The 18,840-nt window shown below is 32.2% G+C and carries 12 protein-coding genes; 2 read left to right on the top strand and 10 right to left on the bottom strand.

Going from position 1 to position 18,840, the window contains the following annotated elements:
- Window positions 1-4: 4 nt before the first annotated feature.
- The 3 genes from clpB to IDG65_RS08510 form a co-directional block, all read right to left on the bottom strand.
- Entirely contained in the window at window positions 5-2,614 is a 2,610-nt protein-coding gene (gene clpB / locus IDG65_RS08520) for an ATP-dependent chaperone ClpB (RefSeq protein ID WP_000353955.1), read from the bottom strand.
- A 203-nt stretch (window positions 2,615-2,817) separates the two neighbouring features.
- Window positions 2,818-4,632 carry an acyltransferase family protein gene (locus IDG65_RS08515; protein ID WP_001044227.1) on the bottom strand — a complete coding sequence of 605 codons (1,815 nt, stop codon included), beginning with the start codon at window positions 4,630-4,632 and terminating at the stop codon, window positions 2,818-2,820.
- A 654-nt stretch (window positions 4,633-5,286) separates the two neighbouring features.
- Window positions 5,287-5,595 carry a metal-sulfur cluster assembly factor gene (locus IDG65_RS08510; RefSeq protein WP_000390575.1) on the bottom strand — a complete coding sequence of 103 codons (309 nt, stop codon included), beginning with the start codon at window positions 5,593-5,595 and terminating at the stop codon, window positions 5,287-5,289.
- A 113-nt stretch (window positions 5,596-5,708) separates the two neighbouring features.
- On the opposite strand from IDG65_RS08510, the gene IDG65_RS08505 reads away from it, so the two are divergent.
- Window positions 5,709-6,533: a Cof-type HAD-IIB family hydrolase gene (locus IDG65_RS08505; RefSeq protein WP_001182436.1), complete on the top strand. Its 825-nt coding sequence runs from the start codon at window positions 5,709-5,711 to the stop codon at window positions 6,531-6,533.
- A 51-nt stretch (window positions 6,534-6,584) separates the two neighbouring features.
- Window positions 6,585-7,901: a CoA-disulfide reductase gene (locus IDG65_RS08500; protein ID WP_001124516.1), complete on the top strand. Its 1,317-nt coding sequence runs from the start codon at window positions 6,585-6,587 to the stop codon at window positions 7,899-7,901.
- A gap of 170 nt (window positions 7,902-8,071) precedes the next feature.
- Here IDG65_RS08500 and IDG65_RS08495 read toward each other — a convergent pair whose 3' ends face one another.
- The 7 genes from IDG65_RS08495 to IDG65_RS08465 form a co-directional block, all read right to left on the bottom strand.
- Window positions 8,072-8,461, bottom strand: a complete 390-nt coding sequence (locus IDG65_RS08495) for a YisL family protein (RefSeq protein WP_000902807.1) — start codon at window positions 8,459-8,461, stop codon at window positions 8,072-8,074.
- A gap of 324 nt (window positions 8,462-8,785) precedes the next feature.
- Entirely contained in the window at window positions 8,786-9,688 is a 903-nt protein-coding gene (locus IDG65_RS08490; protein WP_000670755.1) for a fumarylacetoacetate hydrolase family protein, read from the bottom strand.
- 163 nt (window positions 9,689-9,851) lie between these two features.
- The gene (gene addA / locus IDG65_RS08485; protein WP_000154918.1) at window positions 9,852-13,505 is read right to left on the bottom strand and encodes a helicase-exonuclease AddAB subunit AddA; all 3,654 of its coding nucleotides are present in this window, start codon (window positions 13,503-13,505) and stop codon (window positions 9,852-9,854) included.
- Complete coding sequence (gene addB, locus IDG65_RS08480) at window positions 13,506-16,982, bottom strand: helicase-exonuclease AddAB subunit AddB (RefSeq protein WP_000172374.1); 3,477 nt, start codon at window positions 16,980-16,982, stop codon at window positions 13,506-13,508.
- 159 nt (window positions 16,983-17,141) lie between these two features.
- Window positions 17,142-17,717 carry a signal peptidase I gene (gene lepB, locus IDG65_RS08475; protein ID WP_000711894.1) on the bottom strand — a complete coding sequence of 192 codons (576 nt, stop codon included), beginning with the start codon at window positions 17,715-17,717 and terminating at the stop codon, window positions 17,142-17,144.
- Window positions 17,718-17,732: 15 nt separating this feature from the next.
- Window positions 17,733-18,257, bottom strand: a complete 525-nt coding sequence (lepB, locus tag IDG65_RS08470; protein ID WP_000758216.1) for a signal peptidase I — start codon at window positions 18,255-18,257, stop codon at window positions 17,733-17,735.
- Window positions 18,258-18,261: 4 nt separating this feature from the next.
- Window positions 18,262-18,837 (bottom strand): TVP38/TMEM64 family protein, encoded by a 576-nt coding sequence (locus IDG65_RS08465; protein ID WP_000007970.1) that lies wholly within the window; start codon window positions 18,835-18,837, stop codon window positions 18,262-18,264.
- Window positions 18,838-18,840: the final 3 nt, after the last annotated feature.

The raw sequence follows: 18,840 nt of genomic DNA, 5'->3' as shown, positions 1-18,840 counted from the left end.
AATTTTATTCATGAATTTTTTCAACATTAAACGTTAAGTTATTGTCTGAATTTAAATTAACTTTAATCGTTGTACCTTCTGGGAATCCCTCTTTAATCATCATACGTGCTAATGGTGTTTCAATTTGGCGTTGTACAAAACGTTTTAATGGTCTTGCACCGTATTGAGGTTCATAAGCCTCTTGACCTAGCCAAGCTTTAGCATCATCAGAAACTTCAATTGAGATTCGTTGTTCTAGTAATCTTATATTTAATTGCGTTAAGATTTTATCTACAATCATACTCATGTCATCAATAGATAATGGTTTAAATAATACGATATCATCCATACGATTCAAAATTTCTGGTTTGAAATATGCATTTAAACTTGTCATAACAGCTTTTTCTGTTGATTCTGTAATTTCACCAGTCTCTTTTACGTTTTCTAATAAAACTTGAGATCCAATATTACTTGTCATAATAATAATAGTATTTTTAAAATCAACGCTACGTCCTTTAGAATCAGTTAAACGACCTTCATCTAAAATTTGCAATAATACATTAAAGACGTCAGTATGCGCTTTTTCAACCTCATCTAATAAAATAACTGAGTATGGATTACGACGAACCGCTTCAGTTAATTGACCCCCTTCATCATGTCCAATATATCCTGGAGGTGCCCCTATCAATCTTGATACTGCATGTTTTTCCATATATTCACTCATATCAATACGAATCATATGTTTTTCAGAATCAAATAATGATGCAGCTAATGATTTAGCTAATTCAGTTTTACCTACTCCAGTTGGACCTAGGAATAAGAAACTACCAATAGGTCTGTTTGGATCTTTAATACCTGCTCTTGCTCTAACTACTGCATCTGAAACCAGGTCAACCGCTTTATCTTGACCTACAACACGTTTATGCAAGATGTCACTTAAGTGAAGTAATTTTTCACGTTCTGTTTCAACTAATTTTGAAACTGGTATGCCTGTCCATTGGCTGACAATATCGCCAATTTCTTCGTCTGTTACAACTTCACGAATCATTCGATCTGTATCTTCACCTTGCTCATCTTGGAAATTATCCTCTAATTCTCTAAGTTCTTTTTCCAATTGAGGAATTGTTCCATATTGTAGTTCAGCAGCTTTTTCTAAATTGTTATTTGTTTGTGCATCTTCCAACGCTTGTCTACTTTCATCTAGTTGCGCACGTTTTTCTTGTAAATTTGCTATTTTTTCTTTTTCTGATTCTACACGAGATTGAAGTGCTGCTTGTTTCTCTTTTTCATTGGCAAGCTCTTCTTGTAGTTCTTGTAATCTCTGTTTGCTCGCATTGTCAGATTCATTTTTAAGTGCGCTTTCTTCAATTTCTAATTGCATGACACGTCTATTAACTTGATCCAATTCAGTTGGATTTGATCCCATTTCCGTACGAATTGTTGCACATGCTTGGTCAACTAAATCAATCGCTTTATCTGGTAAAAAACGATCAGTGATGTAACGATCAGACAATTCAGCGGCAGCAACTAAGGCTCTATCTTGAATACGCACACCATGATACACTTCATATCGTTCTTTTAAACCACGTAAAATTGAAATTGTATCTTCAACATCAGGCTCACTAACTGCTACTTTTTGGAAACGACGCTCTAATGCCGAATCTTTTTCAATATATTCTCGATATTCATTTAAAGTTGTTGCACCAATACAATGTAACTCTCCTCGTGCTAACATTGGTTTTAGCATGTTGCCTGCATCCATGGCACCATCTGTTTTACCAGCACCAACAAGCATATGGATTTCATCAATAAATAATATAATTCTACCATCAGACTCTTTAACTTCTTTTAGGACTGCTTTTAATCTCTCTTCAAATTCACCACGATATTTAGCGCCCGCTACTAATGCGCTTAAATCTAACTCAAAAACAGTTTTATCTAATAATGATTCTGGCACATCTTTCTTAACTATACGCTGCGCTAATCCTTCAACAATTGCAGTTTTACCAACACCTGGTTCACCAATGAGCACAGGGTTGTTTTTAGTTTTACGACTTAAAATACGAATCGTATTTCGAATTTCTTCATCTCTTCCTATAACAGGATCCATTTTACCTTGTCTAACTTCTTCTACTAAGTCGCGGCCATATTTAGCTAATGCTTCGTAATTAACTTCTGGATTTTGTGATGTCACGTGATTTCCCCCTCTTACTTTTTTAATAATTTCTTTGATAACTTCTACTTTATTATTTATATAATGTTTTGTTGTTTGATCAATGTCCATTGCCGAACGTAAAATATGCTCCATTGAAATATATTCATCTTCATATTCTTTCATGTATGATTCAGCCTTAGTTATCAATTGGTTTGCTTGTTGGCTAATATATTGACCATATTGTATATTGTCACCTTCTACAGATGCATACGTGTTTAGTTTGTCTTCATAAGCTTTGTTTAATTGATCTACCTCAATATTTGCTCGTTCTAAAATACTTTTATATAAGCTTTCACTTTCATTTAAGGCAGCGCTTAAAATTGCCTCAATTTCTATATTTTGTAATTTATGTTGCTGACTCAGTTCAACTGCTTGTTGTAAAGCACTTTGAACAGCATATGTCATTTTATTTATATCCATATAATTTCACCTCTAATTTGTAGAGTTGGTCAAGTTGCACTTTTGACTTTGACTTTCTTTGACCTTAATTATATTATAGTCCCAATATAATCATTTATCAACTCTTTTACACTTAAATTTCCTAATATTTGTAAATAATTTTTTGAATTAAAAAAATCTAGCTAATGTTACGTTACACATTAACTAGACTTATTAAACATATGTTATTTCTTTTTAAGTGCTTTTAATATTTCATCTTTTAAAGCTAGGACTCCTTTGTACTCTAAATGTACACCGTCTGGTGCAAAATATTCACTATGTCCTTGTGATCGCTTATACCAATCAATTAATGTGACATTGGACTTTCGTTTCGCTGCGTCAGCTAATAATCGATTTACATTTGCCTCATAAATTCTTGGAACACGTGTATTAACTAAATAAATCTTGGCTTTTCCAAATTGATTTAGTAAATCGTCGAGCTGTTTGACAGTAAAGTCGCCATTTGTACCTAATTCTAATACGACTTGATCAGATGATTTTTTATATTGTGAATAATTCGCTTTAACTAAAGGTAAGGTTTGATACAATTGACGCCCTACTTTTCCATCAATTCTAGACTTAGGAACTGATGACTTAAATGACTCACCGATATCAACCATTACTGAATCACCGATTAAAAGAGGTTTAATATTATTATATACGTCGGAAGATTCCTTTTTCTTCTCACTTACTAAGCCATCAATGTGTATGTTATCAATTGGTGCTATCCGCATTAAATAATTATCTTCAATAGTGGTATCAAAGCTATTCGCTTTTTCTCCAATAATGTCTTTACCATATTTATTGAATGCACCTACTAAAATCAACATAAATGGAATTAACAAGGTTACTACAATTGCCATTCTTATAAATTGTGGTATATAAGAAGGTCGCCAATTTAAAGCTTTAATACCTTCTTTTCTAAATGGAGTTTCTATAAAGCGATATGATAGCTCTGCAAATATAATTGTTAAACTTATATCTATAAAGTACACATATACAGGTATCTGTCCGTCTACATAGTAACTATGTACGAAACTAATTACTGCAAAATGCCATAAATATAAACTATAAGACCTTTTCCCGATAAATACTAACACTGGATTTGAAAATATCTTCGCTATCCATGTAGATGGATGAACGACACTGGCAATAATAAATAACGTTAATATGGATATTAAATAGAAACCACCATCATATATCCAATTCGTCTCATCATTAATAATGAAAAATAATAATATAAGTATTATAAATGATAAACTACCTATGCTATCAATAACATATTTTACAACTTTAGGTGGATCATTTTTCAATTTAAACGGTGGCCATAAAAAAGCTAAAATAACACCCAGTAACAATGTCTGTAATCTAGTATCTGTACCAAAATACACTCGTGAATGATCCCCATTAATACTGTAGATAAACATCATTAACCCTAAAGAAATTATTGATACTCCCCAAAAAATAAATCCTATTTTGTATCGCTTTTTAATTGTTAACAATAATGTAACCAAAATAACTGGGAAAAATATGTAAAACTGTTCTTCAATTGCTAAAGACCATAAATGCTTTAATGGCATAAATGAAAATTGCTCAAAATAATTAACATCTTTTGCTATATACCACCAGTTTGATACATAAAATATCGCAGCAATAATATCATGTTTAACCCTAATGATATTATCTGATTTTAATAATAAGGTTGCTGTCCCTACAACCATTAATAAAACTATGACTGCTGGTAATAAACGTTTTAAACGACGTATCCAAAAGCTTTTCAATTTAATGATACCTGTGTCATCATACTCTTTTAGTAATAAGCTCGTAATTAAATAACCAGAGATCACAAAAAATGTATCCACACCTAAAAAGCCACCTGTCAACCATTGCTTATTTAAGTGGTAAATAATAATTCCTAGAACAGCGATTGCCCTCAAACCATCGAGCCCTGGCATATATCTCATTTTCTTATACTTTGTAAAACCCTTTGTTTTGTTCATTTTTGCATTCTTCCCTTTTAAAACTGTTCTTCTTAGATGCTTAATTAAATTTAGTTATGCTGTTTAAAAGAATATTGAAATGCATATGTATATTATTGAATTACGACATCATCAAAATCATATTGACTAAAATACTGTTAAATTAAAAAAATTACCAATGATGATTCTTACTTCGAAATCCAATTTGTAATGCAACTCGGCAACTTAAAAACTATGAAGTATTATGTATTGTAATATAACTGTAATATAAATTCAATTTATTATAAAAATTTTCAAGAAAATATTCAACTAGAAAATGAATTGTGCGCTCTTAGAAGTGAGAAACACTGTCTTAATTCATATTTTTTGAAACAAGTTAGATATAAATTTTCAAAATAAAATCAGAACCTAGAACATAAATAAGGCTCCCTTCAAAATTTTCATTTTTCAATGTCTACTTTGAAGGGAGCTTATTCACAATGAATTATACTCTACAAGGTTATATTGACTGCGGGGCCCAAACACAGAGAATTTCAAAAAGAAATTCTACAAGCAATGCGAGTTGGGGAGCGGGCCCAAACACAGAGAATTTCGAAAAGAAATTCTACAAGCAATGCAAGTTGGGAGCGGATCCCCAATTGGATTTCCAATTTCTACAGGCAATGCACGTTTATGTTAGCTCACACCAAGTGCAATCTTAGCGTAACGTGACATCATATCTTTTGTCCAAGGTGGACTCCATACGATATTCACTTCAGTATCCTGAATTTCAGGAATCTCTGCTAATACTGTTTTAACTTGATCAATAATTTGAGGTCCCATTGGACATCCCATTGATGTTAAAGTCATATCAACTGTACATACGCCTTCATCATCAACATTCACTTTGTATACTAAACCTAAATTAACGATATCAATTCCTAATTCAGGGTCAATTACCATTTCTAATGCACCTAAGATACTATCTTTCAATGCCTCTTCCATCCATATCACCTCTTTAATGTCATATTATTCATAATATATCAAATATCCGACAAAACGCCAATAAAATGCTATGATGTATCTATATGAACTAAGCAACTTATGAGGAGAGAGATATGCAACCACATTTAATATGTCTAGACTTAGACGGAACATTATTAAACGATAACAAAGAAATTTCATCATATACTAAACAAGTATTAAATGAATTACAACAACGTGGACACCAAATTATGATTGCGACTGGCAGACCTTATCGTGCAAGTCAAATGTATTATCATGAATTAAATTTAACGACACCAATTGTTAATTTTAATGGCGCTTACGTACATCACCCTAAAGATAAAAACTTCAAAACTTGCCATGAAATTTTAGATTTAGGCATCGCACAAAACATTATTCAAGGATTACAACAATATCAAGTATCGAATATTATAGCAGAAGTGAAAGATTATGTTTTCATTAACAATCATGATCCAAGATTATTTGAAGGTTTTTCAATGGGTAATCCAAGAATTCAAACTGGTAATTTACTTGTCCACTTGAAAGAATCCCCTACCTCAATTTTAATTGAAGCCGAAGAAAGTAAAATACCTGAAATCAAAAATATGCTTACTCATTTTTATGCCGATCATATTGAGCATCGACGCTGGGGCGCACCATTCCCTGTCATTGAAATTGTAAAACTTGGTATTAATAAAGCAAGAGGCATTGAGCAAGTTAGACAATTTTTAAATATTGACCGAAATAATATTATTGCATTCGGTGATGAAGATAATGATATTGAAATGATTGAGTACGCCCGCCATGGTGTTGCTATGGAAAATGGTTTGCAAGAACTTAAAGATGTAGCGAATAATATTACATTCAACAATAATGAAGATGGCATTGGTCGATATTTGAATGATTTCTTTAATTTAAATATTAGATATTACTGTTAATTTATAACTAATCATTTTATAATATTTTAAAACAATAGGAGGTAAGTTACGATGCCCAAAATAGTCGTAGTCGGAGCGGTCGCTGGCGGTGCAACATGTGCCAGCCAAATTCGACGTTTAGATAAAGAAAGTGACATTATTATTTTTGAAAAAGATCGTGATATGAGCTTTGCTAATTGTGCATTGCCTTATGTCATTGGCGAAGTTGTTGAAGATAGAAAATATGCTTTAGCGTATACACCTGAAAAATTTTATGATAGAAAGCAAATCACAGTAAAAACTTATCATGAAGTTATTGCAATCAATGATGAAAGACAAACTGTAACTGTATTAAATAGAAAGACCAACGAACAATTTGAAGAATCTTACGATAAACTCATTTTAAGCCCTGGTGCAAGTGCAAATAGCCTTGGCTTTGAGAGTGATATTACATTTACACTTAGAAATTTAGAAGACACTGATGCTATCGATCAATTCATCAAAGCAAATCAAGTTGATAAAGTATTGGTTGTAGGTGCAGGGTATGTTTCATTAGAAGTTCTTGAAAATCTTTATGAACGTGGTTTACACCCTACTTTAATTCATCGATCTGATAAGATAAATAAATTAATGGATACCGACATGAATCAACCTATACTTGATGAATTAGATAAGCGGGAGATTCCATACCGTTTAAATGAGGAAATTGATGCTATCAATGGAAATGAAATTACATTTAAATCAGGAAAAGTTGAACATTACGATATGATTATTGAAGGTGTCGGTACTCACCCCAATTCAAAATTTATCGAAAGTTCAAATATCAAACTTGATCGAAAAGGCTTCATACCGGTAAACGATAAATTTGAAACAAATGTTCCAAACATTTATGCAATAGGAGATATTGCAACATCACATTATCGACATGTCGATCTAACGGCTAGTGTTCCTTTAGCTTGGGGCGCTCACCGTGCAGCAAGTATTGTTGCCGAACAAATTGCTGGAAATGACACTATTGAATTCAAAGGCTTCTTAGGCAACAATATTGTGAAGTTCTTTGATTATACATTTGCGAGTGTCGGCGTTAAACCAAACGAACTGAAGCAATTTGACTATAAAATGGTGGAAGTCACTCAAGGTGCACACGCGAATTATTACCCAGGAAATTCCCCTTTACACTTAAGAGTATATTATGACACTTCAAACCGTCAGATTTTAAGAGCAGCTGCAGTAGGAAAAGAAGGTGCAGATAAACGTATTGATGTACTATCGATGGCAATGATGAACCAGCTAACTGTAGATGAGTTAACTGAGTTTGAAGTGGCTTATGCACCACCATATAGCCACCCTAAAGATTTAATCAATATGATTGGTTACAAAGCTAAATAAATGAATCATGCGATTCAATCTAATCTTAATTGTCTAGGTTAGAATTATGTTGGACTGGTACTACTATCCAGTCCATTTTTTATGTTTAACATTTTTAAAATCAAAAAAGACATAAGGTCTTGGACTAATAATTGTCCATGCCTTATGTCATAAACTATATGTCTTATCAATTAGCCAATACCGAATAATTTTGATATAGGCCCTAACGGTAGAATGACACCTAATACCATTGTGATGATAATTAATGCAATTGTTATCCAAAACATTGTGTGACTTTGTTCATGTCTCTTTCTTTTAGCAATCGACACTTCCATCAATCCAACTACTGCAACACCACACAGCATTTTCAATGTAAGCAACATATGATTTGCCCCGCCATTCATAAATGACTGAATTAATATCCAAAATCCTGAAATTAACGTCAACAGCATAAATAAGCGTAAAATCATGTGCAACGGTTTGAAAAATGGTGATCCGCCTTGATTTTTTGAAATGTTTAAGTATGTAGCGATAAATAAAATAATCGCTAATACCCAACTTAATATATGTAAATGTAACATACTGATTCCCCCCACTTTAATAATTTATATTATTAAATTAAAGCTTCTTGGGATTAATACCCACTTGCTTGTAATTTAATCATGATTTGATTATACACGAATATATATTCTACCACACTTCTATATTTGAGAGGAAGAACATGACATTTTATTCCTTATTAGAATATTGTGCATCTGCTGTAAAATAATCAACTACTTCTTAATATCAATATTTCACTTTCATCTCAAAATGGTAACATTATAAACAATGATCTTTAACACCTTATTAGAAAAGCAAAAAACTAACCAATCTATATAAAGACTGGTTAGCTTTTTAAATGATAATTATTTAGCGATATAAGTTGTCAGCGTTCCAATATTATCAATAGTCACTTTAACTTCATCACCTGGTTGTAAGAATTTAGGTGGTTGCATACCTGCACCAACGCCTGCTGGTGTACCAGTTGCAATAATATCTCCCGGATGTAGTGCAACATATTTTGAAATTTCTTCTATTAATTCATCAATTTTAAGAATCATTTCGCCAGTGTTACCATCTTGTCTAATTTCATTGTTAACTTTTGTAACAATATTTACATTTTCAGGTAATGGTAGTTCGTCTTTAGTAACGATATAAGGACCCATTGGGCAACCGCCAGTTAAACTTTTTGATAAAAATGCTTGATCTTGTTCACTTTGTGCTTTGCGATCAGTGATATCGTTAATAATTGTATAGCCGTAAACATAATCTAAAGCTAATGCTTTTGGAATCTTTTCACCAGACTTACCAATAACAATACCTAATTCACCTTCATAATCTAATTGATCAGTAATATCTTTATGATTTGGAATTGTTGCATTATCTCCTGTTAAAGATGACGCTGCTTTTGTAAATACATATAATCTTTCTACTTCATGATTTAATTCGTTCGCATGATCTTTGTAATTTCTACCAAAAGCAATCACATTATTCGGAGGTGTTACTGGTGGTAAGAATTCAATGTCATTAAATGAAATTTTATAGTCTTCAGCTTTGCCGCTATCTTCTGCTGCTACAACTGCTTTACGTACTTGTTCTTGAAAATCTAAAGTATGATTTTGTTGTAAACCAGCTAACAATGTTTTAGGATGGAAATCTCCTTCTGCAAAGTCAGCAAATACTTGTGTTAAATCCCATACAGCATCTTCGCGTTTTACTTTAACGCCATATGAAGTTTTGTCATTATACTTGAATGATAAGAATTTCATTCATTCTCAACTCCTCATCTTTATCTTAATTCACATTATAACTTTTTTCGTTATCAAATAACAAATAAATAAGTAAGACAATTTTGAAAATGAGTTGTGTTCATTCTGCTACAAGGGCTTTGCACTTAATCGAAATTTTTTTATTCTTTTGAAAATCAAAATACTACAGTTGCAATGTACCAAATTTGAAGAAGTATAAATAACCTTTAACTTCTTTATTAAGAATCGTTTGAAGCGTATTTTGATAATATTTCATCTGTATCTTATATTTATTTTTTAATTGTGTACCAATTTCTTCATCTGTCATCCCACGGCGACGATTAAATGCATCGGTTTTATAGTCTACAAAATAATGCACACCATCTTTAACAAAGATTAAGTCAATCATACCTTGAATAATTGAGACGTCTTCGTCTCCTTGTGGCAATTGGTCAACTAATGCTTGGTTAACTACAAACGGTAATTCACGATAAACTTGCTCTGCTTCAGCAATAATCGAATATAACTCACTATTGATAAATGTCATTATTTCATCCATACGGATATCTTTTTTCGCATCTGCTTCGATAATATGTTTATCGATTAATCCATCGATATACTGATGTAACTCAACTTCAGATATGCGTTCTTTTTTGAATGGTAAATGTTGCATCACTGTATGCATTAACGTACCAATTTCATTCGCTTTTCGTTTACCTTGTTCACTTAGAAATTTAGGTCGTTCATACGTTGAAAAACCGATACGATATTGTCTTACTCGTTCGTAACTTGTGCCACTTTCTTCTGTTTCATATTGCCTTTTCAATTCAGAAACAGATTGTTTTGATGGCTTTTTAGTATCATTTACATATGGATATTGATAATCAAGTTGGTGTTTAATTTGTGCTTTAACATCCTCATTACCATTTTGCATAGTTTCTAATTGATTAACCGAACGATATTCATTATTATCTAAAATGGTTTCTGTAGACACATCTTCAAAGTATATAATTGAAATATTTACATTCGGACGACTACTATCTTCAACTTGTGCTATATCTTTTTCAAATTTTAAATCATCTGGAATTGACGCAGATTGATGTTTAGATAAAATACTATAAATAAGATGGAACGGATTTGGTGAAGTTAATCGTTCATTGACAGCAATATGCTCACCAGAAATAGACAATTGCTCTAGTTCTAGTAACGATTTATCATTTTTCACTCTACCAATTAAATAAAGTTGTTCTTTCGCTCTTGTTAATGCTACATAGACTAATCGCATTTCTTCTGACACAAGTTCTTTTTCGGCAACAGCTTTATATGCAACCGAAGCTAAAGATGGAAATGCCATTTCTTTATCCACATCAAAATAATCCATTCCGAGACCAAATTGCTGATTTAAAATAACTGGTTGTTTCAAATCACGTTTATTAAAATCTTTTGACAATCCAGAATAAATGACAAATGGAAACTCTAGACCTTTACTACTATGAATTGTCATCATTCTAACGACATTATCGTTTGGACCAACTACATTTTCCTCACCAAAATCTTTGCCTCTTTCAATCAATTCATCGATAAAACGAATAAATTGATATAAACCTCTAAAACTTGAATTCTCAAACTCGATAGCTTTATTAAATAAACCATAAAGGTTTGCACGTCGTCCACGTCCACCAATAAGTCCACTAAAGTATTGAATAACATAATGATCATTATAAAATTTATCAATTAACTGATACACCGGATGATCTTTACTATATTGTTGGTAACTTTGAATATCTGATAAAAACATCTTTAATTTATCAACTAAAATAGCATCTGCTACTTCGTCATTAATGTAATTTACAATCGATTGATAGAAGTAGTCATCATTTGGACTCAATATTCTAATTTGAGCTAATTCGTCTTCTTTGAACTGATATATAACGGAGCGCATTAACCCAACTAAATAAATATCTTGTAATGGATTATCTATCGCTCTTAAAAATGATAATACTAAGCGGACTTCTGTTTGTTCAAAGTAACCTTCACGACTATTCACATGGAATGGAATATCTTCATTTTTAAAGGCTTGTTGTAAATTGCGAGCTTGTCCAAAGCTGCGTTCTAGAATAACGATATCTTTGTATGTCGCACTTCTATAGCTTCCTGTTTTCATATCATAAACTTTTTGATGTTCTAAGATATCTTTAACTTGTTCTACTATAAAATGCGCTTCTTGTTCACTACCAGTTAAATCACTATGTTCTTGATCCGCTTCAACAAGCACTTTTAAGTTTACTGGATGGTCCGATTCATCATATGGTGCACCATAATACAATTGTGCTGATTCATCATAATTTACTTCACCGACTTGTTCATCCATCATATGTTTGAATATATAGTTAGTCGTTGACAGTACTTCTTTTCGAGAACGGAAGTTTTGCGACAAATCAATTCGACGTCCAGTGCCATCTCCATTTATAGTAAAGCGTTGATACTTTTCAATAAATAAACTTGGATCAGCTTGTCTAAATTTATAAATGGATTGCTTAACATCTCCAACCATAAATAAATTACCATTATGTTCTGCACCCGTTTTTATGCAAGATAGTATTTTCTCTTGAACTCGGTTCGTATCTTGATACTCATCGACCAATATTTCTTGGAAGTGTTGACGGTATGATTCGGCAATTTCTGAAGGCGAACCATCCTCATTAGTTAAAATTTGTAATGCAAAATGTTCATAATCAGAAAAATCTAAAATATTTTTGCTACGCTTTTTTCGATTGAATTCTGACATAACATCTTTCACAATACGCGCAAGGTACTTTACTCGTGGCGCCAATTGTTGCATATCAGCTTTCAAATCATCAGCTTCTCTTGAAAAGTAATCACTCTTCACTTTATCAATTAATGATTTATATTTTTTATACTGAAGTTTAGCATCTTCTAAGGCATCGACCATCATTTCATTTGCTTCTTTAATTTTCGCTGTTACATTAGGCAAACGCGCGCCAAATTCGTGACCAGTTAAATAAGGTATATCAATAAAGCCACCTTCTAAAACACGCCCCATTAAACGTCGTTCATCTTCTATAACAGCTAAATGTTTATCGACGCCATCCATCATACTAAACAAATCATTCGCCTTATTTAAAGCATCATAGGCAGCTGTGATAAATACTTTAGATAAGTCTGTTAGTAGTTGAATAAGTTGCGCTTGTTGTGCTTCTTCTTCGTATGGTGTCACCAATTGATCCAACCAATTTGTAGGATTTGGATTTGCAACGCTAAAGAAATACAATTGTTTAATAATCATTCGAAACTGATCATCACTTCTATCTGAAGACAATTGCTCTGTTAATTCAATAAAAGCAGGATCAAGGATATCGTAATGTTGTTCTATGACCTCATCTATCGTTTGTTCTAATAATAAAATATTTTCAGCTTCACTGCTTGTTCTAAAGTTCGGGTCAATATTTAATACATCATAATGCTGTTGAATTAATTTCAAGCAAAAACTATGAAGTGTAGATATTTGTGCTTGATGAATTTTGATACGTTGGTTTTTCAAGTGTGCATTTGCAGGATCAGCAATCGATGCCTCTTGAATACGTTGGTCTACACGATGCTTCATTTCACGTGCGCTTAAGTTTGTAAACGTTACGACTAAAAGTCGATCGACATCAATGCCATCACGTAAAATCTTTTGGATAATACGCTCAACTAGTACAGCTGTTTTACCTGAACCTGCCGCGGCTGCAACAAGTACATCTTGTCCAGTTGCGTAAATACTTTGCCATTGCGCGTCAGTCCAAATCACGCCTTGTGGTTTCTCTGGAATTGTCATCTATTGCTCACCCCCAAATTCATCATTAATGTTAATATTTTGAATTGCTTCAATTGGATTTATTGTTTCATCTACAGTTCGATATCGCTTACTATCAATCATGCCATCTACATGACATACCGATTGATAACTACAAAAAGCACATGGCAATTTTTGTTTGTACTTTAATGGTGCAACTTCAGTATGTCCATCCATAATATTTGAAGCGGTTTCTATAAAATTCTCTTTGTTATGTTGGATGAATTTATAAATCGTTGCTTCATCTGCAACTTGACTGCCTCGTTTACTCAAAGAGCCATCTTTATTCAAACCAACTGGTACAATATCTGAAGTGAATTTAGGTTCTAAACGAATATCCAATGCATCAATAACAGTTTGGTCTGCATTCACTAAACCACTCAGCTTAAACTTTTTAATTAAATCTTGTTCTAATTTATCTTCATCAATATCTGCCCAAGATTTAAATTTAATTCTAGGTTCATGTACATGGAAGTATAATAATCCACCTGGCTTCACAATATCTGTTAATCCAAGGCGTTGTTTATTTTGTAAAACGATATCCATGTATGTCATCATTTGCATTTGCATACCATAATATACTTTCGTTAAATCAAGTGTCGCACTACCTTCAGAGGATTTATAGTCAATGATATTAACAAAACTTGTATCATTCTTTGTATACGTATCGATACGGTCAATTTGCCCTCTAATATTAATTGGAATACCTTGAGTTGTCGTTAATGTTTGTGCAATTAATTCGTCATTTGTTCTTGGTTTCCTTCTAAAACTTGTCTCAAAATGTTTTGGCATAAACTTTGAATACGTGCCTTGATATTTTAATGCGCTTAGTGTTGTTTCTACAATAGCGCCAATGCGTCTTGATAAATAACGATAGTAAGCTGAAGAATTTAATAAATTAAACTGAACTTTAGGTAAAATTTGTTCCAATGCTTCATTCGTTAATTGTCTTATTTTTTTCAGGTCTAATTGTTTAAAATCGCCATTAATACGTTCAGATATATATTTTAAAACGGAATGGAAAATATCACCTAAATCAAAGTTTTGAAGTTCATACTTCGTTCGCTCATTTAGTTTAAGACCATGTGAGGCATAGTGTTTAAATGGGCATTGTTGATAACCTTCAAATCGAGATACACTGGCATTGATTTCCTTACCATATAAATCTTTAGACAACGTTTCACCTAATTTTACAGTTTCATTGTCAAACGTTAATGCTGACATCAAATAATCTAAACCTTGATTTAAATGATCGCTATCTCTAATTACTTGATAAGCATCTAACCAACTATCAGCCACAATTTCATCATCTAACCAAGCACGCAATGCTTCAAATAATGTAATTTTGGTTTGCTTAGCATGTTGCATTAGTGACAATGGGTTAACTTCATGGTATTGAGGAATGTTAGTAATTTCCAATTGGTTGAACAATGATTGAATTTGATTTAAAAATGGGCTGATCTCCTTATCATCACCACTTGATCCCATTAGACTGTAAGAAAATGTAACATCTCCCTTAGCTCTAGTCATAGCAACATAGCAAACAAATGCTTCATCCATCTGTAAAATATCTGATGTAGGACTCAACTCTACATTTGCTTGTTGTTCAAAATATTTCTTTTCTTCATCAGTAATTAAACTTGATGCAGTTACTGGTTGTGGCATGGTGCCGTCGTTCATTCCAACTAAGTAAACATGTTGCTTATTGTCGACTTTAGCCAAATCCATCGTACCAATACTAACTTGATCTAATGTTTGTGGAATCATGACAAATTCTAATTGTTCTAAACCAATATCAAATACTTCTAAGAAACGTTCCATCGACATTGGTTCATCTCCAAATACTAGAACTAAGTCATCAAGGATTTGAATTAAGCCATTCCATATTTGATCAATTTCCTCCGCCTTTTCATGATTACCATTTAAATCAAGTTCATCTCGCTCTGTCATCAATTGATTTGGCAGTTCGAAATATTCCATACTTTCATAAAAAGCAGTTGCAAAGTCTTTTACAGTTTCCGCTTGTGACATTTGCTTTTCAAAATGTAAAATTTTATCAATGACATCTTTCTTTAACTTAACGACTTGTTTAAATGTGTTACGTTCATCTTCGGTCAGTTTATGCGCTTTACGCCCCATTTTGCTAAAATGTTCGACATTAAATAGCTCATCATCTAACCAACGTTTACCGTATATACCACGTTCAAGTACAAAATTTTCAAGTAAATCAACTAAGTATGCACTTTTTAGATATGATGCCGTTAACACATCAGTCTTCAATAAGCGTAGCATTGGATTCACTTGCCAATTAGATTGAATAACTTCAATCAATGAACGAATCATTTCCATGACCGGATGATGTGTCATCGAACGCTTTGTATCAATATTATAAGGAATATTATAAAGCGGTAATATGGAATCAAATAAATAAGCATAAGATTCATCACGATATAAAATAGCAATATCTTGATATCGTAATTGCTTATCACGAATATCAACGATGATACGTCGCGCAATTTCATTTATTTCCTCTCTCATAGTCGCAGATTCTAAAATATTGATATGACCTTGACATGCCACTCGATTGATTTGAAGTGCATCAAATTCTTGTTCAAGATGCTTTAAATCTTGATTATTGAAGCGATATAATTGCTTGAAATATTGACGTTCAATAGAAATATTGAGTTCATTTGCTATTTCTTCAATATGTCGTAACACTTCCGATGGTTTTCTAAATAAACTAAATTGATCGTGGTTACCATCTGTCGTCAATATAATTGTGACACTCTTCGCATATTTAATTAATCCTTTGATTATTAAATACTCAATCGTTGAAAAGTTGTGAAAACCATCAATATATATATCAGCACGTTTTAGCCACTCTGATTTCGGCATACAATCAATAAAATATTGTAATGAATCCTCACCCGTAATAAACTCGTTTTGAATGCGTTGTTCGAACTCACGGTATATTAAAGCAATATCCTCTAACTTATTTTTAGTTCGAGTTTGCATATTTTTATCAGCAATAAAGTGTTCTAAATGTTCAGGCGTTACTGCATATTTTTTAAAATCTTGAATTTGTTCTGTTAATTTTTCACTAAAACCATAATATTTTGCTTGTGATTGATAAAGTTTTAAATACTTTTGTTGTTCTTGAACAATGTTATAAATCATCATTTCCGTTGCAGCTTTAGATAACTTTTGTTCGCTATAACTACCAACTTCTTGGAAAATACGATGACTTAATCGTTCAAAATGCAACACTTCTGTTCTTAAACTACCATTTAATTCCGGATCATTGACAAAGGCTTGTTCTAATTGAAATGTACTTTGAGTTGGCGCAATTAAAATGATTGGATCTCCAAGCGGATCCTGTTTCATTTTTTGTTTTATTTCGGTTAACATTTTCGTAGACTTACCTGTTCCTGCTCTTCCTAAATAAGCATGTAATGTCATGACAAACCCTCACTTCCTTTGACACATATTTTAACACAAAGTGATTGTGATTGATTTATTATAAGTTCATTTCGAACTTAGCTTTTATTGTGGTACTAACAAAATAAAACATCGTTTATCAGTATTAAAACCGACAAACGATGTTTTATTTGTTTCATATTAATTTTTAGTGTTTTCAGGATTGAAATTATGTTTAAATTCACTAAATGGCCAGAATCTAAATGAAACTTTGCCAACAATTTGGTCTTCATCAATGAGGCCAAACGCACGGCTATCTTTACTTACTTCACGATTATCTCCAAGCACTAAATATTTACCTTTTGGAATGACATTTGATTTAGGATTCGCATTCGGTAAATCTTTAACTTGGAAAGTCCCAGTAATATAATCACCTTGTTTATGTTTTAAATTGTAGTTTAAATATGGTTCATCTTGTTTTTTACCATTGACATATAATGTATCATTTTTATATTCTACTTTATCACCAGGAACACCGATAACACGTTTAACATAGTCATCATTTTTGTTTGCATGGAAGACAACTACATTACCTTTTTCCAAACCACCTGTTTTATATCCAATAATGTTTACAGCTACTCGCTCACCATCTTTCAAAGTTGGATCCATTGATTCACCTTTAATCATATATGGCGTAACAATAAATTTACCTACTATAAATAAAATGACAAAAGCGACTGCAATTGAAATAATCCATTCCAATAATTCTTTTTTCAATTTTGACACCTCTTTTTAAGATTTGAACTGAATCGTCCATTTTGAAAAAGGATAATATCTCAAACTTATATTACCAATAATATCCTTTTTATCAATTAAACCAAATTGTCTAGAATCATGCTGATTGTTATCATAATCATTTAGCACAACAAAATTGTTAGGCGGTATAATATCTCCATCTAATTCTTTAAAATTGCGCAAACTAAAATCTTTAATTTTTCTGTTCTTGGCATAAGATGCGTCAACCGGTCGGTCATCACGGTATAATTGTCCCTGACGAAACGCCATTGATTGACCAGGTTTGGCAATAATCCGACTAGTATATATCTCGTTACCACGCCTATATGTAATGATATCACCATTATTCAATTGATTAAATGTAACTTTAATTTTATTTACAATAACACGATCCCCTTTGTTAAGGGTTGGTGACATATCATTATTCGGAATGACATGACCAACTATTACAAAAGTTTGTACGAACAGTACAATGATAATAGCAAGTATCAATGAAATCAAATATTTTACAACTTTTTTCACGATGTCACTCCTTTTTCGACCCCATAAAATGCTGTTCTAACTTTTTTCCAACAATCCAAAATACAACCAACACAACTAACATTAATATCCCTCTTAAAGGTTGCGTTAAAATTGTAGTAATTTCTTTTCCTAAATAACCTAAAATAATTGTTGAAACTAACTTTGACGATGCCAAAACAATGAAATAATATTTAGGTCTAATATGAGATAGACTCGCTACAAAATTTATTAATGTATTTGGCGTAAAAGGAAAACAAAGTAAAATAAACAATGGGATTAATCCTTGGCGATCAATAAAACTAATCAAGCGTTGAACAGCAGTACGTTGTTTAATTCGCTGCATCCTCTCAGTGTTCACCCATCGTTTACAGATCAAATAGACTGTAAATGTTCCAGAAATTAATCCAAGCCAACTAATCAATATACCTAAAATAGGTCCATAAGCTTGAATGTTAATTAAAATATAGAGTGCTAAAGGAAATACTGGAATTATCGCTCTAATATATAACAATATAAATCCAGGTAAATAACCAAACTGTCGAAATATCTCAAACCATTCTTCTACTTGATGAAACGACAAATC

Source organism: Staphylococcus sp. EG-SA-17 (assembly GCF_017151845.1).
GTDB classification, from domain to species: Bacteria; Bacillota; Bacilli; order Staphylococcales; family Staphylococcaceae; genus Staphylococcus; species Staphylococcus aureus.
This window is presented reverse-complemented; position numbering and strand designations above follow the sequence as displayed.